Origin of the sequence: Streptomyces fildesensis (assembly GCF_016107395.1) — a bacterium.
Lineage (GTDB): Bacteria > Actinomycetota > Actinomycetes > Streptomycetales > Streptomycetaceae > Actinacidiphila > Actinacidiphila fildesensis.
Genome location: NZ_JAAIKO010000056.1, coordinates 16,717 through 40,011, shown reverse-complemented (window position 1 = coordinate 40,011; position 23,295 = coordinate 16,717). Strand labels below are relative to the sequence as shown.

Sequence of the window (23,295 nt, the reverse complement as noted above, 5' to 3'; positions counted from 1 at the left end):
GTCGGACCAACGAGCCACACCGCCAACAGTCACACCACATGCGGTTGCAGTACTAGGCACGAGAGGTGAGGAACATGCGCGCGAGTGTAGCGCACGGCGGGCGCCGGGACCATGGCGCCCACCGCGCGGGAAGGCGGTGGCGGGCGCCATGGTCCGGTCCTGCGGAGCGTCCCGTGACCGTTATGGCTGGGTGAGTTCCAGCCGGTCCACGTTGGGTCCGCCGTTCGCGGTGGTCGCGGTCGCGCGGACGGTGTTCGCGCCGGCCTTGAGGGTGACCGTCAGGGACGCGCTCTGCCAGGTGTTCCAGTCGCCGGTCCCGCCGAACGGATGCCCGGTGGAGACCGCCGTGCTGTTGACGGCGATGTCCATCGGCCGGCCGGTCGTCGTCCCGTTCGCGTAGCGGAGCGTGAGTGTGGCGGGCCCCGCCTGCGCGGCGGTCACCGACCACTGGACGTAACTTCCGGTCACGTTGTCGTAGTTGACGAAACCGGTGCCGGTGTAGCCGGTGTGGTTGGACTCCACCGCGCCCTGCGCGACGGCGGCGTCCTCGGCCTGGTACCAGCCGTCCGGCTGCGTTCCGGCACGGGAGACCCGGTAGACGACGGTGGCGTGCGACGGCACGGACGCGCTGATCGCGCCGGTCGTGGAGCGGGTGGCCTTGGACCAGAGGTCCTTGAGCGTGTACGAGGGCGAGCCGCCGAGGCCGATCGCCGAGGCGGTGGTGGAGACCGTCGCCGTGGCGCCGGTCTCGTTGAGCAGCGCCACCGCCCGGTCGCCGTTGGCGAGCTGCTTGCTGTAGACGGCCAGGCCGCCGGTGGCGGAGACGATGGTGGCCTGCTTGCCCAACGGGTCCTGGTCCAGGGCGATGACGTCGGTGTTCTTCAGGATGGCCTGGGTGGCGGCCGACGCCGAGCGGACATCGCTGCCGATCAGCAGCGGCGCCGACATCATGGCCCACAGGCTGAAGTGGGTGCGGTACTCGGTGGCGGTCATACCGCCGTTGCCGACCTCGAGCATGTCGGGGTCGTTCCAGTGGCCCGGCCCCGCGTACGCGGCGAGATCGTCATTGGTGTGCACCCTGCTGATCATGCTCGACCAGTTGTCGCTGATGTCGCCGGTGGTGCGCCAGAGGTTGCCGACGTCGGCGCCCCAGGTCCACACCTTGGGGTCGGTGCGGCCCCACTCGCAGATGCTGTAGACGATCGGCCGGCCGGACTTCTTGAGCGCGTCGCGCATCGCCTTGTAGCGCTGCTGCGCGTCGACGCCCTGGTTGTTGCAGTTGTCGTACTTGAGGTAGTCCACGCCCCAGGAAGCGAACAGGTCGGCGTCCTGCTGCTCGTGGCCGAGCCCGCCGGGGAAGCCGCCGGTGCCGTTGCAGGTCTTGGTGCCCGCGCTGGTGTAGAGCCCGAACTTGAGGCCCTTGGCATGCACGTAGTCGGCGACGGACTTGATGCCGTGCGGGAAGCGGGTGTGCTCCGGCACGAGGTTGCCGCTCGCGTCACGGGTCTTCTCGGCCCAGCAGTCGTCGATGTTGACGTACTGGTAGCCCACGTCCTTGAGGCCGAGCGATACGAAGCTGTCGGCGACGCCCTTGACCATCGCCTCGTTGAAGGTGGCGCTGCACTGAGTGGTGTTCCAGTTGTTGAAGCCCATCGGTGGCGTGCGGGCCAGGCCGTTCTCCAGGGCGAGCGCGGGGGCGGCGGGGGCGAGGGCGGTGAACGTTCCGGCGGCGGCGATGGTCGCGGTGGCCAGTACGGAGCAGAGCAGGCGGTGCGGTCTCACGGCATCCTCCTCGGGTCGGCACCGGAAAGGTAGGAGCCTGCCGAGTAATCGTCAAGAACCTTTACAGATAGCAGATCGGATGAATACGCTCCGATTGATGGCGCTGCTGCCTGCTGTAGCAGTACTGCTGTCACACGCGCACCAACTGATCGGATCTATCCACGCGAGGACATCACGACAGGAAGGACGGTGCACAGCCATGGCCGACACGACGGAACAGACCCCGGCTCAGGGGGAGCGACCGGAGAGCCCGGCGGTCTGGAGTACGCCCGAGTACACGGTCGTCGAGACCGCGCTCGAAGTGACCGCCTACTCGCTCGCCACTCGCTGAGTCCGCCGCCGTGCTGCTGCGGGTACTCGGTACCGCGGCGGGCGGCGGCGTCCCCCAGTGGAACTGCGCGTGCCCCGGGTGCTCCGGGGCACGCCGCCACCCGGGGTGGCGCCGCCGCCACGCGTCGCTCGCGGTCCGCGCGGCCACCGGCCGCTGGTACATCGTCAACGCGACCCCCGACATCGGCGATCAGATCGAGGACTGCCCGGAGCTGCGCCCCGGACCCGGCGCGCGGCAGTCGCCGGTCGCCGGACTCGTCCTCACCGACGCCGAACTCGACCACACCCTCGGCCTCGCCCGGCTCCGTGAGGCCGGCGGACTGCAGGTGGTGTCGACCGCGCCCGTACGACGGGCCCTCCTGACGAAGCTGCGCCTGGGCGAGGTGCTCACGCCGTACACCGCTCTGGAATGGCGGGAGTTGGGGACCGGCGCGGAGCCGCTGGCCGCCGGCTCGGACGTGGACATCGATGCCATCCCGGTGTCCGGGAAGCGGCCGCGCTACGCCGCCGACAGTGCTCCCGACGCCGCCTGGGTCGTCGCGCTCCGGCTGCGCGACCGCGCCACCGGCGCCTCCGCCGTCTACGCCCCCGCCCTCGCCGACTGGCCCGACGCTCTCCAGCGGGCCGCCGCCGCAGCCGACTGCGTCATCGTCGACGGCACCTTCTGGGACGACGAGGAGCCCCGCCGCACCGGTATCTCGGAGCGCACCGCCACCGGCATGGGACATCTGCCGATCGACGGCCCGCACGGCACCTCGGAACGCCTCGCCGGCCTGCCGGGACGCCGCCTGTACACCCACCTCAACAACACCAACCCCCTCGTGGATCCGGCCGCGCCGCAGCACAAGCTGCTGGCCGGGCTGGGCATCGAGGTGGCCTCCGACGGGATGGTGATCGAGCTATGACGTCAGCGCCCACGACAGCAGCGGGGCCGCCCGCAACGCCCACGGACTCCGCCATCGACGCCGGGCCCTGGAGCCCGGCCGCATTCGAGGCACGGCTGCGCGCGGTGGGGGAGGAGCGGTACCACGACCGCCACCCCTTCAACCTGCGGATGCACGAAGGAAAGCTCAGCCAGGACGAGTTGCGCCGTTGGATCGCCAACCGCTTCCACTACCAGCGGCACATCCCCGTCAAGGACGCCCTGATCACGGCGAAGTTCGACACCCCCGCACTGCGGCGGATGTGGCTGCGCCGTATCCAGGACCACGACGGCGCGCGGGACGGCGAGGGCGGCATCGAACGCTGGCTCCGCCTCGGCGAGGCCGCGGGACTCGACCGTGAGGAACTGCTCTCCGGCGCCACGGTGCTGCCCGGGGTACGCCTCGCGGTCGACGGGTACGTCAACTTCTGCCGGCTGCGCCCAGCGCTCGAAGCCGTCGCGGCCTCGCTCACCGAACTGTCCGCCCCCGACCTGATGCGCACCCGCATCGACGCCTTCGAACGGCACTACCGCTGGATCGAACCGGACGGGCTGCACTACTTCCGCACCCGCGTCACACAGGGCCGCCGGGACAGCGGGGAGGCGCTCGATCTGGTGTTGCGCTGGGCCCGCACCCGGGACGACCAGGAGCGCGCGGTGGCCGCGCTCGGCTTCAAGTGCGATGTGCTGTGGGCACTGCTCGACGCCGTGGACCACGCATGACGACCGCCACGAGCGACGACTGGCGTCCCGCCCTGGCCCCCGCCATCCTGCTGCGCCGCGACCGGGTCCGCTCGACGGACCTGCTGGTGCTGCCCGAGCGGGTCGTCGTGCTGAGCGGCCGGGCGGGCGCCATCGTCCGGCTCTGCGACGGCGGCCACAGCGTTCCGCAGATCGTCGGTGAACTCTCCGCATGCTTCCCCGGCGCACCCGTGGCCACGGACGTACCCGTATTCCTCGACCGGCTGCGGGCGGAGGGCTGGCTGCGATGACCACCCCTGCCGTCCCCGCCGGATCCGGGACGTCCGAACCCGAGGTGCCGCGCCCCTGGGCGCTGCTCGCCGAACTCACCCACGCCTGTCCGCTGCACTGCCCTTACTGCTCCAACCCCCTGGAACTGAAGGCCCGTTCGCAGGAGCTGGCGACCGGGGACTGGCAGGACCTGATGCGCCAGGCCGGTGACTTCGGCGTCGTGCACACCCACCTGTCCGGCGGCGAGCCGCTGCTGCGGCCCGATCTGGAGGAGATCGTCACCGCCGCCGAATCCGCCGGTATCTACACGCAGTTGGTCACCAGCGGCACCGGCCTCGACCAGGCCCGGCTCGGCGCGCTGACCGCGGCCGGGCTGCGCAGCGTCCAGCTGTCCGTGCAGCACGCGGACCCCGCGGCCTCGGACCGGATCGCCGGCAGACGCTCCTTCGCCGCGAAGGAACGGGCGGCCGCGCTGGTACGCGCCGCCGGACTGCCGCTCGGCCTGAACGTCGTTCTGCACCGCGACAACCTGGACGCCCTGGACGCCATCGTCGAACTGGGCCTGGCCTGGGGTGTCGACCGGATCGAACTCGCCAACGCCCAGTTCTACGGGTGGGGCCTGCTCAACCGTGCCGCGCTGCTGCCCGCCCACGAGCAGCTGGCTGTCGCGCGGGACGCGGTCGACCGGTGGCGTACCCGGCTCGGCGGCCACCCCGACCTGGTGTGGGTGGTGCCCGACTACTTCGACGGCGTCGCCAAACCCTGTATGGGCGGTTGGGGCGCGGTCTCACTGACCGTCTCTCCCGACGGCACCGTCCTGCCGTGCCCGGCCGCCGCCACGCTGCCCGGCCTGGACGCGCCGAACATCCGTGACCACACCCTGGAGTGGATCTGGGACCGGTCCCCGGCCTTCAACCGCTACCGGGGCACCGCGTGGATGAGCGACACCTGCCGCTCCTGCTCCCGCCGGGACGAGGACTTCGGCGGGTGCCGGTGCCAGGCCTTCGCCCTGACGGGCGACGCCGCCCGCACGGATCCGGCCTGTGGTCTCTCCCCGGACCACGGCCTGGTCCGCGCGTTCGCCCGGGAGGGCGGAGCCGACGGACCGCTCCCGTACGTCTACCGGTATCCCGGGCGGGCGGCGACGGGACAGCCCGATCGCGAGGGGGTCAGTCGGTCCGGCCGGTGACCGCGACCGTGACGCCGAGGCCGATCATCGCCAGCCCGCCGGTGCCGCCGATCGCCGCCAGCCGGCGCGGGGAGCGCGCGAACCAGGTGCGGGCGGCGGAGGCGGTGAGGGCCCAGAGACTGTCGAAGACCAGCGCGGTCAGGCTGAACACCATGCCCAGGATCAGCAGCTGCAGATGGATCCGGCCCGCGGACTGGTCCACGAACTGCGGGAGCACGGCGGCGAAGAACACCATTGTCTTGGGGTTCGTCACACCGACCACGAACCCCTCCCACAGGGTCCGCAGCCCGCCGTGGGCGGCGGTGCCGGGGACGTTCTGCTCCATCGTCAGGTCACCGCGGTGCCGCAGCGCCTTCACCCCGAGGAACACCAGATACCCGGCGCCGCCCAGCTTCAGTGCCAGGAACACCGCCGCGGAGCCCGCCACGAGCGAGCCGAGCCCGAGCGACACCGCCACGACCAGGACGTAGGAGCCCACCGTGTTGCCGAGCACGCTCTCCAGGGCCGTGCGGCGGCCGTGCGCGAGGGCCCGGCCGAGGACGAACAGCACGCTGGGGCCCGGTATCAGAACCAGCAGCAGGGACATCGCGGCGAAGGCCAGCAGGCGGTCGGTCGGGACCATCACCATCACCTCCGTGGCCGTCAGGGCAGCATCCCTGCCCGGCGCGCGGACACTACCGCCTCCAGCCGGGTGTGAGCACCCAGTTTTCGCATCGCGGAGCGCAGATAGCTCTTGACGGTCTCCGGCCGCAGTCCAAGCCGCCGCGCGGCGGCCGCGTTCGTCGCGCCCGAGGACACCGCGGCGAGCACATCGATCTCACGCGGTGCCAGCGGCGGGACCGGCACCGCCGGTCGCGGCAGTGGATCGAGGCCCGCGTCGTCCCGCCCCGCCGCCCCCGACGCGGCGGCGATCCGCCCGCAGGCGGTCAGCAGCGCCTGCCGCAGCCGGGGGTCGGTGATCCGCGGGGCGAGGGCGCGCAGCTCGCCGTGCGCCTCGCGGACCTCCTCCCAGGCCCGGGGGTCGACGGAGACCGGCTGGTGGAAGACGGCCAGCAGCCGGTGGGCCTCGTCGCGGACCGCGAGGGACTGCTCCAGCTCCCGCGCCGCGTCCACGGCGGCCGTCAGCGGGCGGTCGCCGAGCGTCATGGGCTGGCGCAGCGCACCGTACAGCACCCCGCGGACCCTGCTGCGGACGACCACCGGCACCGCCAGGACCGACCGCAGACCCTCGGCCGCGACGGCCTGGTCGTACTCATGGCTGATCACCCGCGACGCGTGGTAATCGGTGACGGCGAACGGCCGGGCCATGGCGATGGTCTTGCCGCCCAGACCGTTGCCCGGGGTGATCGCCAGGGTGCGCAGGGCGGACGTCTCCGTGCCCGAGAGCTCCGAGATCCGCAGCTGCCGGCCGCCCGACAGCAGCCCCCCGAAGGCGACCGGCAGTCCGCCGGACCGCCGCATGCGCAGCAGGGCCGCCCGTACGTCAACGGCTTCGCCGGATTCGGTCACGGTCACTCCTTCAGCCCGACACCCCCGTCCGGGGGTGGTGAGACCCGGGTCACTGGATGGACGATGCTACTCAGCGGTCAGGCACTGAGGAGGACACATGGCGGTGACCGGTGGGACGACCGGAGCGACCGAGGGGCCGACCGGGGAGTTCCGGGCGGCCCGCGACTTCCTGCTGCGGCACCGCGAGGAGTACGCGACGGCCTACGCGGGCTTCCGCTGGCCGGAGCCCGAGTACTTCAACTGGGCGCTGGACTGGTTCGACCGGATCGCCGAGGACAACGACCGAACCGCGCTGTGGATCGTGGAGGAGGACGGCTCCGAAGGCGTCTTCTCCTTCGCGGAGCTGGCCGACCGGTCGAACCGTGTCGCCAACCACCTCAGGGGCCTGGGCGTGCGGGCCGGTGACCGGATCGTCGTGATGCTCGGCAACCAGGTCGAGCTGTGGGAGACCGCGCTCGCCGCCATGAAGCTGCGCGCCGTCGTCATCCCCGCCACCCCACTGCTCGGGCCGGCCGACCTGGCGGACCGGATCGAGCGCGGCGGCGCCAGGCATGTCGTGGTGCGGGCCGGGGACACCGCCAAGTTCGACGGGGTGCCGGGGGAGTACACCCGTATCGTCGTCGGCGGCGAGGCCCTGGACTGGCACCCGTACGAGGAGGCGTACGCGAGCCCCGCCTCGTTCGCGCCGGACGGCCCCACCCGGTCCGCCGACCCGCTGATGCTCTACTTCACCTCCGGCACCACCGCCCGGCCCAAGCTCGTCGAGCAGACCCACCTCTCGTACCCCGTCGGGCATCTGGCCACCATGTACTGGATCGGCCTGCAGCCCGGGGACGTGCACCTCAACATCTCCTCGCCGGGCTGGGCCAAGCACGCCTGGAGCAATCTCTTCGCGCCGTGGAACGCCGAGGCGACGGTGTTCATCCACAACTACACGCGCTTCGACGCGGCCCGGCTGATGGCGGAGATGGACCGCTGCGGGGTCACCAGCTTCTGCGCCCCGCCGACCGTGTGGCGGATGCTGATCCAGGCGGACCTGAGCGCGCTGCGCACCCCGCCGCGCGAGGTGGTCGCGGCGGGCGAGCCGCTGAACCCCGAGGTCATCGAGCACGTCCGCCGGTCCTGGGGCGTCACCATCCGGGACGGCTTCGGCCAGACCGAGACGGCGGTGCAGGTGGCCAACAGCCCCGGCCAGCCGCTGAAGACCGGCTCGATGGGCCGACCGTGCCCCGGCTACGTGGTGGTGCTCGTCGACCCGGTCACCGGCAAGCCGGGCGACGAGGGCGAGATCTGCCTGGACCTCGCGCACCGCCCGGTGGGGCTGATGACCGGCTACGCGGGTGACCCGGAGCGCACCGCGGAGGCGATGGCGGGCGGCTACTACCGCACCGGCGACATCGGTTCGCGGGACGCCGACGGCTACATCACGTACGTCGGCCGCTCCGATGACGTTTTCAAGGCCTCCGACTACAAGATCTCCCCGTTCGAGCTGGAGAGCGTGCTGCTGGAGCACGAGGCGGTCGCCGAGGCCGCCGTCGTCCCGGCGCCGGACCCGCTGCGGCTCGCCGTACCGAAGGCGTACATCGTGCTCGCCGCCGGCTGGGAGCCGGGCGCGGAGACCGCGAAGGCGATCTTCGCGCACTCCCGCGCGGCGCTCGCCCCGTACAAGCGCGTCCGCCGCCTGGAGTTCGCGGAGCTGCCCAAGACCGTCTCCGGCAAGATCCGCCGTATCGAGCTGCGCGAGGCCACCGCCCGGGACGGCAGTGCCGAGTACCGCGAGGAGGACCACCGATGACCGGGACAGGACCGGCCGAAGCGACGGCCGCGAACGAGCCGCCCGAACCGTCCTCTGCCGAACCGTCCTCTGCTGAACCATCCTCTGCCGAACCATCCTCTGCCGAACCGTCCTACGCGAGCGGCACCGGCAGCACCCCGCTGCTCGGCGACACCATCGGCCGCAACCTGGACCGGGCCGTCGCGGCGTTTCCCGGCCGCGAGGCGCTGGTCGACGTGCCGACCGGCCGCCGCTGGACCTACACCGAGTTCGGCCGGGCCGTCGACGAGGTGGCGCTGGGGCTGGCGGCCAAGGGCGTGGCCCGCGGCGACCGCGTCGGCATCTGGGCGGTGAACTGCCCGGAGTGGGTGCTCGTCCAGTACGCGACCGCGCGGCTCGGCGCCGTCATGGTCAACATTAACCCGGCCTACCGGGTGCACGAGCTGGAGTTCGTCCTCCAGCAGGCCGGAATCGGGGTGCTGATCGCCTCGACCGCGTACAAGGCCAGCGACTACCGGGCGATGACGGAGCAGGTACGCGGCGGCTGTCCGCTGCTGCGCGAGGTCGTGTACATCGGCGACCCGGGCTGGGACGAACTGGTGGCGGGCGGGGCGCGGCTGCCGGCCGGGCACCTGGCCGCGTGCGAGGCGGCGAACAGTTGCGACGACCCGGTCAACATCCAGTACACCTCGGGCACCACCGGCTTCCCCAAGGGCGCGACGCTCTCGCACCACAACATCCTCAACAACGGGTACTTCGTCGGCGAGATGATCGGCTACACCGAGCACGACCGGGTGTGCCTGCCGGTGCCCTTCTACCACTGCTTCGGCATGGTGATGGGCAATCTGGGCGCCACCAGCCACGGCGCCTGCATCGTCATCCCGGCCCCCGCCTTCGACCCGGTCGCCACCCTGCACGCGGTCGAACGGGAGCGCTGCACCTCGCTCTACGGCGTGCCGACGATGTTCATCGCCGAACTGGACCTGCCGGACTTCGCGACCTTCGACCTGTCCTCGCTGCGCACCGGGATCATGGCCGGATCGCCCTGCCCGGTCGAGGTGATGAAGCGCGTGGTCGCCGAGATGCACATGGCGGAGGTGTCCATCGCCTACGGCATGACGGAGACCTCGCCCGTCTCCACCCAGACCCGGCGCGAGGACGACCTGGAGCGCCGCACCGCCACCGTCGGCCGCGTCATGCCGCACCTCGAGGTGAAGGTCGCCGATCCGGCGACCGGTGCGACGGTGCCGCGCGGTACGGCGGGCGAGCTGTGCACCCGCGGCTATTCGGTGATGCTGGGCTACTGGGAGGAGCCGGAGCGGACCGCCGAGGCGGTCGACGCCGCGCGCTGGATGCACACCGGCGACCTCGCCGTGATGCGTCCCGACGGCTATCTGTCCATCGTCGGCCGGATCAAGGACATGATCATCCGCGGTGGGGAGAACGTCTATCCGCGGGAGATCGAGGAGTTCCTGTACACCCACCCCAAGATCGCCGATGTGCAGGTCGTCGGGGTGCCGGACGAGCGGTACGGCGAAGAGATCCTGGCCTGCGTCATCCTCCGCGACCCCGCGGACCCGCTCACCCTGGAGGAGCTCGGCGGCTTCTGCCGCGGACAGCTCGCGCACTACAAGATCCCGCGCCGGCTGCGCCTCGTGGACGCCTTCCCGATGACGGTCAGCGGCAAGATCCGCAAGATCGAACTGCGGGAGGACGCGATCCGGGAGATGTCATCCGTAGTGGGCGGCGAGGCCCCGCCCCAGTAGTCCGAAGGCCTGGTCGAGCTCCGCGACCGCCTCGGGATACACCTCGTCGGCGCTGCGCCCGTCCGACAGCTTCCGCCAGTTGGCGAGGGCGACGACCTGGCGCACGGAGATGATCTGCGCCGCCGCGAGGCGGGGCAGCAGGTCGCCGGGCGCGGCCGACGAAGCCTCCCGCAGTGCTCCGGTCAGCGCCTCCTGGTCGCGGACGGTGTACTCCGCCAGCCGTGCCACCAGGCCGGGCGCCGAGTAGAGCAGCGCGAGATACGCCAGCACCTCTGGGGTGTCGTTGAGCCCGGTGACCGGATCACGGGCGTCGAGGCCCGCCGCGCAGTGCCGGTGCAGCGCGGTGAGCGGTGCCTGGTCCGCGGGGCGGTCGCGCACCACCCGGGCGAACTCGCCCTCGTGGTCGGCGAACCGGTGCAGCGCCAGATCCTCCTTGGTGGGGAAGTACCGGAAGAGCGTCGGCTTGGACACCTCGGCAGCGGCGGCGATCTCGGCGACCGGCACCTGGTCGAAGCCGTGCCGGAGGAACAGTGCGATGGCGGCGTCCGAGATGGCCTGCCGGGTCCTGGCCTTCTTCAGTTCCCGCAGTCCGCCCGTTGGTCCTGGCCGGTTCTCCATGGCGCTCATCGTAGCCGAAATGCAATCAAGTCAAAAACGTTACTCGGTTGCATATGAAACCCGGTCATGGTTGCATCACCGTCAGACGAACGCGGACGAGCTCGATGAGAGGACAGCGGATGACCAGCGTGCTGATCGTGGGAGCGGGACCGACCGGGCTGACGCTGGCCTGTGAACTGGCCCGGCGCGGCACCTCCGTCCGGATCGTGGAAAGGTCCCCTGGACCCCAGCCGGGTTCCCGGGGCAAGGGGCTCAACGCGCGCAGCCTGGAGGTCTTCGAGGGCATGGGGATTCTCGACCGCATGCGGGCGATCGGGCGCGACGACCTGCACTTCCGCAAGTACCGGGGCGGCGAGGTGGTCTCCGACACCGATCCCTTCGCGACCTTCTCCCCGGCGCCCGGCACCCCGTACGTACGCGGGCTGCTCGTCGCGCAGTGGAACGTCGAGCGGGTGCTGCGGGACCGGCTCGCCGAGTGGGGCGTGCGCGTCGAGTTCGGCACCGAACTGACGGGGTTCGAGCAGACCGGCGACACGGTGACCGCCACGTTCGCGGGCGGTGAGCGGATCGAGGTGTCCTACCTGGTGGGCTGCGACGGCGGCCGCAGCGGGATCCGCAAGGCGCTGCCGGTCACCTTCGGGGGCCGGACGCTGCCGGAGCAGCTGATGGTCATCGGTGATGTCGAGGCCGAGGGCTTGAGCCAGGACCTGTGGCACCAGTGGATCGACGAGGACGGCGGCATCATGCTCTGCCCGCTCCCCGCCACCTCGGTGTTCCAGCTCCAGGCGGCCCCCGAGCGGGACGCGGCGGGGCTCCCGGTGGAGGCGTCGCTGGAGAGCTTCCAGCGGATCTTCGACCGGCACGCGCGGCTCCCCGGCATCAAGCTCACCAACCCCGCCTGGATCTCCACCTACCGCGTCAACGAGCGGATGGCCGACCGTTTCCGGGTCGGCCGGGTCCTCCTCGCCGGGGACGCCGCCCATGTGCACTCCATCGCGGGCGGCCTCGGGATGAACACCGGTATCCAGGACGCCTACAACCTCGGCTGGAAACTCGCGCTGGTGGCCGCGGGCCGGGCCGGCGAAGGGCTGCTCGACACCTACGAGGAGGAGCGGCTGCCGATCGCCGCCTGGACCATCGACACCAGCGGTGAGCTGTGGCGCCAGGTCTCGCGCTCGATCAGGACCGCGGGCAGTGGGACGGAGGGCGTGGTCACGCCCGACATCCTCGGCCTGGGGCTGGGCTACCGCTGGAGCTCGCTGGCCGTCGAGCGCGACGCCCGTGCCGACGACGCTCCGCTGCGCGCCGGCGACCGCGCGCCCGACGCCCCGCTGCGGGACGCCGACGGTGCCGCCGTCCGGCTCTTCGAGATCTTCAGCGGCACCCACTTCACGCTGCTCGGCTTCGGCGCCGGCAGCGCGGCGGCGCTCCGGGAGAGCGCGGACCGGCACGGCGACGCGGTGTGGACCTACTCGATCGGTGCGGGCCCGGCGGGCCTGGACGACTTCGCGGGGCACGCGGCCCGCGAGTACGGCGTCACCGGCGACGCCCTGGTGCTGGTCCGCCCGGACGGCCACATCGCGCTCACCGCCCCGGCCGGTGACGCCGGTGCGGTGCACGACTACCTCGGCGCGCCGGCCTAGGGCCGGAACAGAACACGACCGCACCCCAGGCCGTCCTCCGGGGGTGCGGTCGTGCGGTCGGTGGAGCGGGATCAGACGAGCGGCAGGATCGAGGTCGGGGCGTGGCCCGGCTCGGTCGCGATGTCTTCCCACTCGTTGACGCTGGCGATGTCGCTGCCGCTCATCGAGATGTTGGTGATGCGCTCCAGGATCGCCTCGACGACCACCGGGACGCGGTACTCCGCGGCGAGCTTCTTGGCCAGCTCGAAGGCGGGCAGCAGCTCGTCCGGCTCGGTGACCCGGATCGCCTTGCAGCCCAGGCCCTCGACGACCTTGACGTGGTCGACGCCGTAGACGCCCAGCTCCGGGGAGTTGATGTTCTCGAACTCCAGGTTGACCTGGAAGTTGATGTCGAGGTTGCGCTGCGCCTGGCGGATCAGGCCCAGGTACGCGTTGTTGACCAGGACGTGGACGTACGGGATCTTGTGCTGCGCGCCGACCGCCAGCTCTTCGAGCATGAACTGGAAGTCGTAGTCGCCGGAGAGCGCGACGACCGAGCCTTCGGGGTCGGCCTTGGCGACACCCAGCGCGGCCGGGATGGTCCAGCCGAGCGGGCCGGCCTGGCCGCAGTTGATCCAGTGCCGCGGCTTGTAGACGTGCAGCATCTGCGCGCCGGCGATCTGGGAGAGGCCGATGGTGGTGACGTACCGGGTCTCCGGGCCGAAGGCGCGGTTCATCTCCTCGTAGACGCGCTGCGGCTTGATCGGCACGTTGTCGAAGTGCGTCCGGCGCTGCAGGGTGGCCTTGCGGTGCTGGGCGGACGCGGCCCACTCGGCGCGGTCGGGCAGCCTGCCCGCGGCCTTGAGCTCCTTGGCGACCTCGACGAAGAGCTCCAGCGCGGCCTTGGCGTCCGACGCGATTCCGTAGTCCGGCGCGAAGATCTTGCCGATCTGGGTGGGCTCGATGTCGACGTGGACGAACTTGCGGCCCTTGGTGTAGACGTCCAGCTTGCCGGTGTGGCGGTTGGCCCAGCGGTTGCCGATGCCCAGGACGAAGTCCGACTCGAGCATCGTCGCGTTGCCGTAGCGGTGCGAGGTCTGCAGGCCGACCATGCCGGCGTTCAGCGGGTGGTCGTCGGCGATGATGCCCCAGCCCATCAGGGTGGGGATGACCGGGGTGCCGGTCAGCTCGGCGAACTCGACCAGCAGCTCGGAGGCGTCGGCGTTGATGATGCCGCCGCCGGCGACGATCAGCGGGCGCTCGGACTCGAGCAGCAGCGAGATCGCCTTCTCGATCTGGGCGCGCGATGCGGTCGGCTTGTAGACCGGCAGCGGCTGGTACGTCTCGGGGTCGAACTCGATCTCGGTGAGCTGGACGTCGATCGGCAGGTCGATGAGGACCGGGCCGGGCCGTCCCGAGCGCATCAGGTGGAACGCCTGCTGGAAGACGCCGGGGACCTGTGCGGCCTCCAGGACCGTGGTGGCGGCCTTGGTGACCGGCTTGGCGATCGAGGCGATGTCGACGGCCTGGAAGTCCTCCTTGTGGAGGACCGCGACCGGGGCCTGGCCGGTGATGCAGAGGATCGGGATCGAGTCCGCGATGGCCGAGTAGAGCCCGGTGATCATGTCGGTACCGGCGGGGCCGGACGTACCGATGCAGACACCGATGTTGCCCGGGTTGGCACGGGTGTAGCCCTCGGCCATGTGGGACGCGCCCTCGACGTGGCGGGCGAGCGTGTGGTCGATGCCCCCGCCGGCCTTGAGCGCGGCGTAGAAGGGGTTGATCGCGGCGCCCGGCACACCGAACGCGTCGGTGACGCCCTCGAGCTTGAGGATCTCCACGGCCGCACGGGCGGCAGTCATACGAGGCATCGAGTACTCCTGGGTCGGACTGTCGGGGTGGGCTCTTGCTGCGAGGCCAGGGCGCCCGGTTTTCCGTAGTGCTAGTTTCCGTAATGCGGAAGTCTAGTTCTGCTATATGGAAGTAATCTAGAACGAGGCTTTCCGCCCGTCAAGGCAGTACCTGTTCCGGACCTGTTCCGGACGCGGAAGAGCGGGCTGCCATCCGGCAGCCCGCTCTCGGTACGCGTGAAGTCGCTGGAGGTCAGGGGATGACGGGCCCCGTCCGCATGAGCGTGTCGGCCGCGTCGTTGACCGGCTGCGGAGTGCCCGTCAGATCCATCACGAAGAGCGGGACGCCCAACTGGTCGGCGCGCAGCCGCGCGTCGTGCGCGTAGCCGGCCAGGGAGAAGAAGGCGCCGACGGAGTCCTCGTTCAGGCAGTTGAGCCACAGGCACTCGATGTCGCGCAGCGCGGTGGGCTGGGTGGTGGGGTCGATCTGGGCCACGAGGTCGTCGCCGCGCAGATCGATGCCGTTGGCGGCGTGGTCTCCGGCCACTCGTATGCCGGCGAAGCCGAGCCACTTCAGGTACTGGGCGGCGGCGGTGAGCGCGTCACGGGCGGTGCGGATGGTGACCGGGCGGAACGGCGGCCGTGGCGCGGGCGGCGGCGGGCCGGGGACCGCGGGCGGCGAAGGGGCGGCGGACAGCGGGCGCAGGGCCGCGGTGGCCGGGCCGGGAGGAGCGAGTGCCGCGGTGTCGACCGGCATCCGGATCACCGAACCGCAGTCGCAGCCGAACTCGGGCTGCGGCCACTGGTCCTGCCGGCCGCAGTCGGGGCAGCGCATGCTCACCCAGGAGTCGTCCCACGAACGGTGCCGTATCTCCAGCGGGACTCCGCCGCGCAGCAGCGGGAGCGTCAGCGGCGTACCGCAGGCGCAGGGGTAAGTGGTGGTGCTGAACGCGTGCTCGCGGCGGCAGGCCGGGCAGCGCACGGGCACACTCTCTGCCATGGTTCGTTCTCCAAGGCGGGCTCCGGCAATGGGCGTTACCCCATCTTGCAGGAGATTGGAGCCGCCCGGCGACGCAGTTGGCGCGACAGGACAGTCGTCGCGTCGCCGGGCGGAACCTGTAGCCCGCGCTGCCGTGACCTACCCCTCAGAAGTTCACGGCGGCGCGGGCCAGTTCTTGGGTCAGCCCTCGCGCAGTGCGCGGACCGACTCTTCCAGGCGCGCACCGTACTCGGTGTCCGCGGCGTGGAAGTGGGCCAGGTTGCGTTCGATCACGTCATCGCGGGTGACCTGCGAGAGGAACCCGGCGATGTTGGCGATCAGACGGGACTTCTCGTCCTCCGACATGAGCCGGTACAGCTCGCCGGCCTGGAAGAAGTGGTCGTCCTTGACGTGCAGCGGCGCCTCGTGGGTGCCGGTGTAGCCGGACACCGCCTGCGGGGCGGACAGCGCCAGGTCGGTCTGCGACGGGCCCTCGTACGAGTTGGGCTCGTAGTTCTTCAGACCGCGCTTGCCGTTGCGGGTGGCCGCCAGGCCGTCCCGGCCGTAGTTGACGGCCTCGGTCGCCTTCGGCGCGTTGACCGGCAGCAAGGTGTGGTTGACACCCAGGCGGTAGCGCTGCGCGTCGGCGTAGGCGAAGAGCCGGCCCTGCAGCATCTTGTCCGGGGACGGGCCGATGCCGGGCACGAAGTTGTTCGGGGAGAACGCGGCCTGCTCGACCTCCTGGAACACGTTGTCCGGGTTCCGGTCCAGTACCAGCCGGCCCACGCGCTGCAGCGGGTAGTCCGAGTGCGGCCACACCTTGGTGACGTCGAACGGGTTGAAGCGGTACTCCGCCGCCTCGGCCGCCGGCATGATCTGCACGTGCAGCGTCCAGGACGGGTTCACCCCGCGCTCGATGGCCTGCACGAGGTCGCGCTGGTGGCTGTTGGCGTCCGCGCCGACCTGCTCGGCGGCCTGCTCCGAGGAGAGCGAGCGCACACCCTGGTTCGTCTTGAAGTGGTACTTGACGAAGAACGCCTCGCCCTGCGCGTTCGTCCACTGGTACGTGTGCGAGCCGTAGCCGTTCATGTGCCGGTACGAGGCCGGGATGCCGCGGTCGCCGAAGAGCCAGGTGATCTGGTGGGTCGCCTCGGGGGAGTGCGACCAGAAGTCCCAGACGTTGTCGGCTTCCTGGATGCCCGTGAACGGGTCGCGCTTCTGCGAGTGGATGAAGTCCGGGAACTTGATCGGGTCCTTGATGAAGAACACCGGGGTGTTGTTGCCGACGAGGTCGTAGTTGCCCTCTTCGGTGTAGAACTTCAGCGCGAAGCCGCGGGGGTCACGCACCGCGTCGGCGCCGCCGAGGCTGTCCGCGACGGTCGAGAAGCGGATGAACGTCTCGGTGCGCTTGCCGACCGTGTTGAGGAAGTCGGCGCGGGTGAAGCCGGTGACGTCGTCGGTGACCTCGAAGTAGCCGTACGCGCCGGAGCCGCGGGCGTGCACCACGCGCTCCGGGATGCGCTCACGGTTGAAGCGGGCCAGCTTCTCGATGAGCTGCTGGTCCTGGATCAGCAGAGGGCCGCCGAGGCCGGCGGAGGCGGAGTTCTGGTTGTCGGCGACTGGTGCGCCGGACTCAGTTGTCAGCGTGTGCTTGGGCATGGCGGCCTTCCGTAACTACCAAGGGAAGCGAAAGCGTGTGGGTCGGTAGACCGGACAGTAAGGACCGGCCCCGAGGAATGTCAACAGTTTGTTGAAGTTCCTGGTGATGCAAGGTTTGGTGCCGCCCGGCGGTGCGTTTGGGCGCGACAGGACAGGTCACGCACCGCCGGGCGGAATCGGGGGCGAGGCGGAGCCTCGCGCGCCGGCCGGAGCCGGGCGGGGGATCGTCAGCTGGTGACGGGCAGGCCGGACAGCCGCTCGACACCGCGCAGCAGCGCCGAGTGGTCCAGGCCGCCGTCACCCTGGGCGCGCAGCGAGGCGACCAGGTTGGCGACGACGGAGCCGACGGGCAGGGCCGCACCGACATTGCGGGCGGCGTCGGTGACGATGCCCATGTCCTTGTGGTGCAGGTCGATCCGGAAGCCCGGGGCGAAGTCGCGCTTGAGGAAGTTGTCCTTCTTACGGGTCAGCACGGTGGAACCGGCCAGACCGCCGTTGAGGACCTCCAGGGCGGCTTCCAGGTCCACGCCGGACTTCTCCAGGAAGACCACGGCCTCGGCGCACGCCTGGATGTTGACCGCGACGATGAGCTGGTTGGCGGCCTTGACCGTCTGGCCGGAGCCGTGCGGGCCGCACAGGACGATCGTCTTGCCGAGCTTGTCGAGGATCGGCTTGGCGACGTCGAAGTCGGCCTTCTCGCCACCGACCATGATCGACAGTACGGCCTCGATGGCACCGGCCTCGCCGCCGGAGACCGGGGCGTCCAGTACGCGGATCCCCTTGGCGGCCGCGGCCTTCGCCAGGTCCACGGAGGTCTGCGGGGTGATCGAGGAGGTGTCGATCAGGAGCGCGCCGGACTTCGCGTTCTCCAGGATGCCGTTCTCGCCGTAGGCGATCGCCTCGACCTGCGGGGAGGCGGGCACCATCGTGATGATGACGTCGGCGTCCTTGACGGCCTCGGCGATGGAGCCCGCGGCGGTGCCGCCGTTGGCCGCCAGGCGGTCCAGCTTGTCCTGCTCAAGGGTGTAGCCGGTGACGGAGTAGCCCGCCTTGACCAGGTTCTCGGCCATGGGGGAGCCCATGATGCCGAGGCCGATCCATGCGATCTTGGGGAGGGAGCTCATGATCTGTGACCTTTCGGATCAGTGGGCGGAGAGCCACTGGAAGTTGTCGGCACTCGGGCCGGTGGGCTTGTACTCGAGGCCGACCCAGCCGTCGTAGCCGGCCTTCTGCAGGCGGCCCACGAGGTCGTCCAGCGGCAGGGTGCCGGTGCCCGGAGCGCCGCGGCCCGGGTTGTCGGCGATCTGCACATGGCCGGTCCTGTCGGCGTAGCGGTCGATGACCTCGTTGAGGTCCTCGCCGTTCATCGACAGGTGGTACAGGTCCATCAGGAACTTGGCGTTGCCGAGTCCGGTGGCCGCGTTGACCTGGTCGACGACCTCGATCGCCCGCGGTGCGCTGACGATCGGGCACAGCGGCGACTCGGGCTTGTTGAGCGCCTCCACGAGGAGGATCGCGCCGACCCGGTCGGCGGCACGGGCCGCCCGCACCAGGTTCTCCAGGGCCAGGGCGTCCTGGACCTCGGGGTCGACGCCCTCGACCCGGTTACCGTAGAGCGCATTGAGCGCCTTGCACCCGAGCGACCGGGCGAATTCCGCGGCGACCTCGATGTTCGCGCGGAAGCGGTCCGACTCCTCGCCGGGGATCGACAGCGCGCCCCGGTCGGGGCCCGGCAGCTGCCCGGCGTAGAAGTTCAGGCCCACCAGCTGGGTGCCGGCGTCGTTCAGCGCGTTGCGCAGTGCGTCGAGTTCGGCCTGGGCGGGGGTGGGTGTTTCGATCCAGGGCCACCACAGCTCGACCGCCGAGAAGCCGGCCGCGGCGGCTGCCGCGGGACGCTCCAGGAGCGGGAGTTCCGTGAAGAGGATCGAGAGGTTCACATCGAAGCGCGCTTCGGAGAGGCTCACTAGCGTTGCGCTCCTTCCGTATTGCGGAAGTTAGTTTCTGCTTAACGGAAGACTGAACGAACCGGACGCCGGCTGTCAAGTGCGGATGTCGCCACATGAGGCCGACCGGTTAGGTTGGGCCCGTGAAACTGAGGCTGGAATTCACGACGGAACCGTTCGACCTGGACGAGGCTCCCGGCCATGCGCTGGTCGCCCGCGAGGTCGTCGAGACGGCGGACCTGGACGCGGTGGACGTCGGACCGTTCGGCAACACCGCCGAGGGCTCACCCGAGGCGGTGGTGGCCGCGGTGGCCGAGCTGCTGCGGCGCACCCTCGCCGCGGGCGCCACCCGGGTCTCGCTTCAGGTGAACGTCATCGGGGAGGGTGATCAGTGACCGGGACCGGGGGGCACCCGTTCGCCGAGGCGGTCAAGCCGCTGGTGGACGCGATGGGAGCCGAGATGGTCGCGCCGGATCAGGCGCGAGGCGACGATGTGGTGCTCAGTTGGGAGGGCGAGGAGGTGCTCGCCGTCCGGTTGCCCCATCTGGCCGATTCGCTCGATCACATCCTGGCCGACCTCCAGCGCCGGCACGGCACGCTGTCCGAGCTGGACCGGAAGGACAAGCAGGGCGTCGTCCGGATCCTGGAGGAGCGCGGCGCGTTTTCCGTGCGGCACGGGGTCGAAACGGTCGCCACCGCCCTGGGCGTGAGCCGCTTCACCGTCTACAACTACCTCAACAGGGAGAACGCGGCGAAGGCCGCCGAGTGATCGCCGGGCGACCGCAGCCGTAACGTCCCGGCCACCTTTGTTACCGGAAGTTTTCAACAAAGTGTTGACGTGGCCGGATCCCGGCTCTTAGCTTGCGGCTGTGACTTCCAGCGCTTCGCCGGGCCTCGCCCGGCTCAACTCAGCCACCGCGTCCGACGCGGCCGGACTGCTGCACGAGGTGTGCGCCAGCCGGTCGTGGGGCGCGGCGGTGATCGCCGGCCGGCCGTACCAGGACCTCGACGCACTCTTCGCGGCGAGCGACGCGGCCATGGCCGGACTGACCGCCGACGACCTCGGTGAGGCGATGGCCGGACACCCGCCGATCGGCCGCCCCAAGCCGGGCGACCCGACCTCCGAGCGGGAGCAGGCCGGCGTCCAGGAATCGGTACGCGAAGAGCTCCTGGAGCTGAACCTCGCGTACCAGGACGCCCACGGACATGTCTTCCTGATCTGCGCCACCGGACGCACCGGTGACCAGATGCTGGCCGCCCTCAAGGAGCGGATCGGCAACGACACGGACACCGAACGTGAGATCGTCCGCGCCGAACTGGGCAAGATCAACCGTATCCGGCTGACCCGACTCGCAGCAGAAGGAGACCCGTCGTGACGGAGACCTCCGTGTCCACGCACATCCTGGACACCAGCATCGGCCGCCCCGCCGAGGGCGTCCCCGTGGAACTGTCGGTGCGCAACGGCATCGACGACCTCTGGGCGCCGCACGGTGAGTCCAAGACGGACGCCGACGGCCGCTGCAAGGATCTGCCGGCCCTGCCGGAAGGCACCACACACGTACGGCTCGACTTCGCGGTCGAGCAGTACTTCACGACTCAAAAAATCTCAGCCGAGGCACAGCAGGACGCCCCCCGCGTAAGGGACAGCGGCGCTTTCTTCCCGGAGGTGGCGATCACTTTCGCCGTCAAGCCGGGTGAGCACTACCACGTACCGCTGCTGCTCAACCCGTTCGGCTACTCCGTATACCGAGGGAGCTAGCACCGTCATGCCCACGATTCTCGGCCAGAACCAGTACGGCAAAGCGGAAAACCGCGTCGTCAAGATCACGCGGGACGGCGACACCCACCACATCAAGGACCTCAACGTCTCGGTCGCCCTCTCCGGCGACATGGACGATGTGCACTACTCCGGCAGCAACGCCAACGTGCTGCCGACCGACACGACCAAGAACACCGTGTACGCCTTCGCGAAGGAGTACGGGATCGAGTCGGCCGAGCAGTTCGGCATCCACCTGGCCCGCCACTTCGTGACCAGCCAGGAGCCGATCCAGATCGCCCGGATCCGGATCGAGGAGTACAGCTGGGAGCGCATCGCGTCCTCCGACGGCAACTCCCGCTTCATCGGTGCCGACGAGGTCAACCACTCCTTCGCACGCACCAACCAGGAGCTCCGCACCACCCAGATCACCTACGACGGTGAGAAGTGGGAGGTCATCTCCGGCCTGAAGGACCTCAAGGTCATGAACTCCACCAACTCGGAGTTCTGGGGGTTCGTCAAGGACAAGTACACGACCCTCAAGGAAGCGTACGACCGCATCCTGTGCACCGAGGTGTCGGCGAAGTGGCGCTACAACTGGACCACCGACGACGAGCGCATGCCCAACTGGGAGAAGTCCTACGAGCAGGCGCGCAAGCACATGCTCCAGGCGTTCGCCGAGACCTACAGCCTCTCGCTCCAGCAGACGCTGTACCAGATGGGCGCGCGCATCATCAACAGCCGTTCGGAGATCGACGAGATCCGCTTCTCGCTCCCGAACAGCCACCACTTCCTGGTGGACCTCGAACCGTTCGGCCTGAAGAACGACAACGAGGTGTACTTCGCCGCGGACCGGCCCTACGGCCTGATCGAGGGCACCGTCCTCCGTGACGGTGTCGAGGCCCGCATCCCGGTGGACCTCACCAACCTGTAGTACTTCTGCCTTGTCCCCCGACGCGCGCGCCGGCGTCACGGTCCCCGCATTCCGATGCGGGTACCCGGGGGAGAGCGGGGGCATCTGCGCAAGGAAGCACTGCGGACCCGGTCGTCACCCCGCTCGACCCCCGGGTTCGTCCATCGAGAAGGAAGCACGAGGAACTGCCATGGCAGCACCGCGCATCGTCATCGAGAACTGCGCTATCGCCACCGTGGACGCGAACGACACCGAGTACGCCTCGGGTCATGTCGTCATCGCGGGCAACCGCATCGAGTCGGTAGGCGCCGGCGCTGCCCCCCAGGGACTGGAGAACGTCGTCCGCCGTGTCGACGGCACCGGCCATCTGGTCACCCCGGGCCTGGTCAACACCCACCACCACTTCTACCAGTGGCTCACCCGGGGTCTCGCCCAGGACAGCAACCTCTTCAACTGGCTCGTCGAGCTGTACCCGACCTGGGCGCGGATCGACGAGGAGATGGTCTACGCGGCCGCCCAGGGCTCCCTGGCGATGATGGCCCGCGGCGGTGTGACCACCGCGATGGACCACCACTACGTCTTCCCCAAGGGCTCGGGCGACCTGCTGGGCGCCGAGATCCGCGCCGCCAAGGAGATGGGCGTCCGCTTCACCGCCGCCCGCGGCTCCATGGACCGCGGCAAGTCGGCCGGCGGCCTGCCGCCGGACTTCGCGGTCGAGACCCTCGAAGGCGCGCTGGCCGCGACCGAAGAGGCCATCGACACCCACCACGACGCCTCGTTCGACTCGATGCTGCACATCGCCGTCGCACCGTGCTCCCCCTTCTCCGTCTCCACCGACCTGATGCGCGAGGGCGCGCTGCTCGCCCGCCGCAAGGGCGTCCGCCTGCACACGCACGGCTCGGAGACGGTCGAGGAGGAGAAGTTCTGCCACGAACTCTTCGGCATGGGCCCGACGGACTACTTCGAGTCCACCGGCTGGCTCGGCGACGACGTGTGGATGGCGCACTGCGTCCACATGAACGACTCCGACATCGCCGCGTTCGCCCGCACGAAGACCGGCGTCGCGCACTGCCCCTCCTCCAACGCCCGCCTCGCGGCCGGTATCGCCCGCGTCCCGGACATGCTCGCCTCGGGCGTGCCGGTCGGCCTCGGCGTGGACGGCACCGCCTCCAACGAGTCCGGCGAGCTGCACACCGAACTGCGCAACGCGCTTCTCATCAACCGCCTCGGTGGCGGCGAGAAGGCGCTCAACGCCCGCCAGGCGCTGCGCCTGGGCACGTACGGCGGTGCGCAGGTCCTCGGCCGCGCCGACCAGATCGGCTCCATCGAGGCCGGCAAGCTCGCCGACCTCGTGCTGTGGAAGCTCGACGGCATCGGCCACTCGTCCATCGCCGACCCGGTCGCCGCGCTGGTGATGGGAGCGGCCGCCCCGGTCACCCTGTCGCTGATCAACGGCAAGCCGGTGGTGGAGAACAACCACCTCACCACGGTCGACGAGGACGCCATCGCGCGTCTCACCCGCGTCCAGGCCCAGCGCCTGGCCAAGATCGCCGGCCTCGTCTAGACCCCACCCCCAGAGCAACCGGTCAGGGAGGGACGGCCCCTGACCGGCCGCCGGTCCCGCGTTCGCGCGGACCCGGCAGCGCCGCCCCCGGCCCGTGGACCACGGTCGGTCCCGGATCCCCGGGGGCGGCGTTTTGTGTACCCGCAC

The 23,295-nt window shown here is 70.4% G+C and carries 23 protein-coding genes; 14 read left to right on the top strand and 9 right to left on the bottom strand.

Annotation, left to right across the window (positions count from 1 at the left end; translation table 11 throughout):
* Positions 1-180 precede the first annotated feature (180 nt).
* Positions 181-1,782 carry a carbohydrate-binding protein gene (locus tag C6N31_RS38285; RefSeq protein ID WP_198359284.1) on the bottom strand — a complete coding sequence of 534 codons (1,602 nt, stop codon included), beginning with the start codon at positions 1,780-1,782 and terminating at the stop codon, positions 181-183.
* A gap of 199 nt (positions 1,783-1,981) precedes the next feature.
* Here C6N31_RS38285 and pqqA point away from each other — a divergent pair, with 199 nt between their 5' ends.
* From pqqA to pqqE, 5 genes are read left to right on the top strand one after another with little or no spacing between them, the layout of a single operon-like run.
* Positions 1,982-2,113, top strand: a complete 132-nt coding sequence (gene pqqA / locus C6N31_RS38280; RefSeq protein ID WP_138357438.1) for a pyrroloquinoline quinone precursor peptide PqqA — start codon at positions 1,982-1,984, stop codon at positions 2,111-2,113.
* 10 nt (positions 2,114-2,123) lie between these two features.
* Complete coding sequence (pqqB, locus tag C6N31_RS38275; protein ID WP_138357439.1) at positions 2,124-3,017, top strand: pyrroloquinoline quinone biosynthesis protein PqqB; 894 nt, start codon at positions 2,124-2,126, stop codon at positions 3,015-3,017.
* Complete coding sequence (gene pqqC / locus C6N31_RS38270; RefSeq protein WP_138357440.1) at positions 3,014-3,757, top strand: pyrroloquinoline-quinone synthase PqqC; 744 nt, start codon at positions 3,014-3,016, stop codon at positions 3,755-3,757. Before pqqB ends, pqqC begins: the two co-directional genes overlap by 4 nt.
* Positions 3,754-4,026 carry a pyrroloquinoline quinone biosynthesis peptide chaperone PqqD gene (pqqD, locus tag C6N31_RS38265; RefSeq protein ID WP_138357441.1) on the top strand — a complete coding sequence of 91 codons (273 nt, stop codon included), beginning with the start codon at positions 3,754-3,756 and terminating at the stop codon, positions 4,024-4,026. Before pqqC ends, pqqD begins: the two co-directional genes overlap by 4 nt.
* The gene (pqqE, locus tag C6N31_RS38260) at positions 4,023-5,195 is read left to right on the top strand and encodes a pyrroloquinoline quinone biosynthesis protein PqqE (RefSeq protein WP_138357442.1); all 1,173 of its coding nucleotides are present in this window, start codon (positions 4,023-4,025) and stop codon (positions 5,193-5,195) included. The genes pqqD and pqqE overlap by 4 nt, the downstream gene beginning before the upstream one ends.
* Here pqqE and C6N31_RS38255 read toward each other — a convergent pair.
* A complete protein-coding gene (locus tag C6N31_RS38255) occupies positions 5,176-5,817 on the bottom strand; it encodes a LysE family translocator (RefSeq protein ID WP_138357443.1) in 642 nt (213 codons plus the stop codon). The two genes, pqqE and C6N31_RS38255, sit on opposite strands and share 20 nt — an antisense overlap.
* A gap of 20 nt (positions 5,818-5,837) precedes the next feature.
* Positions 5,838-6,704, bottom strand: coding sequence for a helix-turn-helix transcriptional regulator (locus C6N31_RS38250; protein WP_244809497.1), 867 nt, complete (start codon positions 6,702-6,704; stop codon positions 5,838-5,840).
* Between the two features lie 97 nt (positions 6,705-6,801).
* Between C6N31_RS38250 and C6N31_RS38245 the strand changes: the two genes are divergently transcribed.
* Both C6N31_RS38245 and C6N31_RS38240 read left to right on the top strand, forming a co-directional pair.
* Positions 6,802-8,499 (top strand): AMP-binding protein, encoded by a 1,698-nt coding sequence (locus tag C6N31_RS38245; protein WP_138357444.1) that lies wholly within the window; start codon positions 6,802-6,804, stop codon positions 8,497-8,499.
* Positions 8,496-10,244, top strand: a complete 1,749-nt coding sequence (locus C6N31_RS38240; RefSeq protein ID WP_138357445.1) for an AMP-binding protein — start codon at positions 8,496-8,498, stop codon at positions 10,242-10,244. Before C6N31_RS38245 ends, C6N31_RS38240 begins: the two co-directional genes overlap by 4 nt.
* On the opposite strand, the gene C6N31_RS38235 is transcribed toward C6N31_RS38240, so the two are convergent.
* The gene (locus tag C6N31_RS38235) at positions 10,209-10,862 is read right to left on the bottom strand and encodes a TetR/AcrR family transcriptional regulator (RefSeq protein WP_138357446.1); all 654 of its coding nucleotides are present in this window, start codon (positions 10,860-10,862) and stop codon (positions 10,209-10,211) included. The two genes, C6N31_RS38240 and C6N31_RS38235, sit on opposite strands and share 36 nt — an antisense overlap.
* Positions 10,863-10,981: 119 nt before the next feature.
* Here C6N31_RS38235 and C6N31_RS38230 point away from each other — a divergent pair, with 119 nt between their 5' ends.
* A complete protein-coding gene (locus C6N31_RS38230; RefSeq protein ID WP_198359281.1) occupies positions 10,982-12,505 on the top strand; it encodes an FAD-dependent oxidoreductase in 1,524 nt (507 codons plus the stop codon).
* 71 nt (positions 12,506-12,576) lie between these two features.
* Here the strand turns inward: C6N31_RS38230 and gcl are convergent, their stop codons facing one another.
* The 5 genes from gcl to C6N31_RS38205 form a co-directional block, all read right to left on the bottom strand.
* Positions 12,577-14,355: a glyoxylate carboligase gene (gcl, locus tag C6N31_RS38225; RefSeq protein ID WP_198359279.1), complete on the bottom strand. Its 1,779-nt coding sequence runs from the start codon at positions 14,353-14,355 to the stop codon at positions 12,577-12,579.
* A 232-nt stretch (positions 14,356-14,587) separates the two neighbouring features.
* The gene (locus tag C6N31_RS38220) at positions 14,588-15,334 is read right to left on the bottom strand and encodes a hypothetical protein (RefSeq protein WP_138357448.1); all 747 of its coding nucleotides are present in this window, start codon (positions 15,332-15,334) and stop codon (positions 14,588-14,590) included.
* A gap of 180 nt (positions 15,335-15,514) precedes the next feature.
* Positions 15,515-16,972, bottom strand: a complete 1,458-nt coding sequence (locus C6N31_RS38215; protein WP_138357449.1) for a catalase — start codon at positions 16,970-16,972, stop codon at positions 15,515-15,517.
* A gap of 227 nt (positions 16,973-17,199) precedes the next feature.
* A complete protein-coding gene (locus C6N31_RS38210) occupies positions 17,200-18,096 on the bottom strand; it encodes a 2-hydroxy-3-oxopropionate reductase (protein ID WP_138357450.1) in 897 nt (298 codons plus the stop codon).
* Between the two features lie 18 nt (positions 18,097-18,114).
* Positions 18,115-18,936, bottom strand: a complete 822-nt coding sequence (locus tag C6N31_RS38205; RefSeq protein ID WP_138357451.1) for a TIM barrel protein — start codon at positions 18,934-18,936, stop codon at positions 18,115-18,117.
* A gap of 122 nt (positions 18,937-19,058) precedes the next feature.
* On the opposite strand from C6N31_RS38205, the gene C6N31_RS38200 reads away from it, so the two are divergent.
* The 6 genes from C6N31_RS38200 (at position 19,059) to C6N31_RS38175 (ending at position 23,148) form a co-directional block, all read left to right on the top strand.
* Positions 19,059-19,310 carry a hypothetical protein gene (locus tag C6N31_RS38200; RefSeq protein WP_138357452.1) on the top strand — a complete coding sequence of 84 codons (252 nt, stop codon included), beginning with the start codon at positions 19,059-19,061 and terminating at the stop codon, positions 19,308-19,310.
* Between the two features lie 53 nt (positions 19,311-19,363).
* Positions 19,364-19,684: a helix-turn-helix domain-containing protein gene (locus C6N31_RS38195; protein WP_187145344.1), complete on the top strand. Its 321-nt coding sequence runs from the start codon at positions 19,364-19,366 to the stop codon at positions 19,682-19,684.
* Between the two features lie 100 nt (positions 19,685-19,784).
* Positions 19,785-20,291 (top strand): 2-oxo-4-hydroxy-4-carboxy-5-ureidoimidazoline decarboxylase, encoded by a 507-nt coding sequence (gene uraD / locus C6N31_RS38190; protein ID WP_138357454.1) that lies wholly within the window; start codon positions 19,785-19,787, stop codon positions 20,289-20,291.
* Positions 20,288-20,674 (top strand): hydroxyisourate hydrolase, encoded by a 387-nt coding sequence (uraH, locus tag C6N31_RS38185; RefSeq protein WP_138357455.1) that lies wholly within the window; start codon positions 20,288-20,290, stop codon positions 20,672-20,674. Before uraD ends, uraH begins: the two co-directional genes overlap by 4 nt.
* Before the next feature lie 7 nt (positions 20,675-20,681).
* Positions 20,682-21,605, top strand: a complete 924-nt coding sequence (gene pucL / locus C6N31_RS38180) for a factor-independent urate hydroxylase (RefSeq protein ID WP_138357456.1) — start codon at positions 20,682-20,684, stop codon at positions 21,603-21,605.
* A 169-nt stretch (positions 21,606-21,774) separates the two neighbouring features.
* Positions 21,775-23,148, top strand: coding sequence for an 8-oxoguanine deaminase (locus tag C6N31_RS38175; RefSeq protein WP_138357457.1), 1,374 nt, complete (start codon positions 21,775-21,777; stop codon positions 23,146-23,148).
* Positions 23,149-23,295: the final 147 nt, after the last annotated feature.

Excerpts from the sequence above, each read along its gene's own strand:
- C6N31_RS38255 (WP_138357443.1), bottom strand. The coding sequence starts at position 5,817 with ATGGTCCCGACCGACCGCCTGCTGGCCTTCGCCGCGATGTCCCTGCTG.
- pqqE (WP_138357442.1), top strand. The coding sequence starts at position 4,023 with ATGACCACCCCTGCCGTCCCCGCCGGATCCGGGACGTCCGAACCCGAG.
- C6N31_RS38175 (WP_138357457.1), top strand. The coding sequence starts at position 21,775 with ATGGCAGCACCGCGCATCGTCATCGAGAACTGCGCTATCGCCACCGTG.
- C6N31_RS38220 (WP_138357448.1), bottom strand. The coding sequence starts at position 15,334 with ATGGCAGAGAGTGTGCCCGTGCGCTGCCCGGCCTGCCGCCGCGAGCAC.
- C6N31_RS38235 (WP_138357446.1), bottom strand. The coding sequence starts at position 10,862 with ATGGAGAACCGGCCAGGACCAACGGGCGGACTGCGGGAACTGAAGAAG.
- pqqC (WP_138357440.1), top strand. The coding sequence starts at position 3,014 with ATGACGTCAGCGCCCACGACAGCAGCGGGGCCGCCCGCAACGCCCACG.
- C6N31_RS38210 (WP_138357450.1), bottom strand. The coding sequence starts at position 18,096 with ATGAGCTCCCTCCCCAAGATCGCATGGATCGGCCTCGGCATCATGGGC.
- C6N31_RS38240 (WP_138357445.1), top strand. The coding sequence starts at position 8,496 with ATGACCGGGACAGGACCGGCCGAAGCGACGGCCGCGAACGAGCCGCCC.
- C6N31_RS38195 (WP_187145344.1), top strand. The coding sequence starts at position 19,364 with ATGGGAGCCGAGATGGTCGCGCCGGATCAGGCGCGAGGCGACGATGTG.
- C6N31_RS38245 (WP_138357444.1), top strand. The coding sequence starts at position 6,802 with ATGGCGGTGACCGGTGGGACGACCGGAGCGACCGAGGGGCCGACCGGG.
- C6N31_RS38230 (WP_198359281.1), top strand. The coding sequence starts at position 10,982 with ATGACCAGCGTGCTGATCGTGGGAGCGGGACCGACCGGGCTGACGCTG.
- pqqD (WP_138357441.1), top strand. The coding sequence starts at position 3,754 with ATGACGACCGCCACGAGCGACGACTGGCGTCCCGCCCTGGCCCCCGCC.
- C6N31_RS38215 (WP_138357449.1), bottom strand. The coding sequence starts at position 16,972 with ATGCCCAAGCACACGCTGACAACTGAGTCCGGCGCACCAGTCGCCGAC.
- gcl (WP_198359279.1), bottom strand. The coding sequence starts at position 14,355 with ATGCCTCGTATGACTGCCGCCCGTGCGGCCGTGGAGATCCTCAAGCTC.
- pucL (WP_138357456.1), top strand. The coding sequence starts at position 20,682 with ATGCCCACGATTCTCGGCCAGAACCAGTACGGCAAAGCGGAAAACCGC.
- pqqA (WP_138357438.1), top strand. The coding sequence starts at position 1,982 with ATGGCCGACACGACGGAACAGACCCCGGCTCAGGGGGAGCGACCGGAG.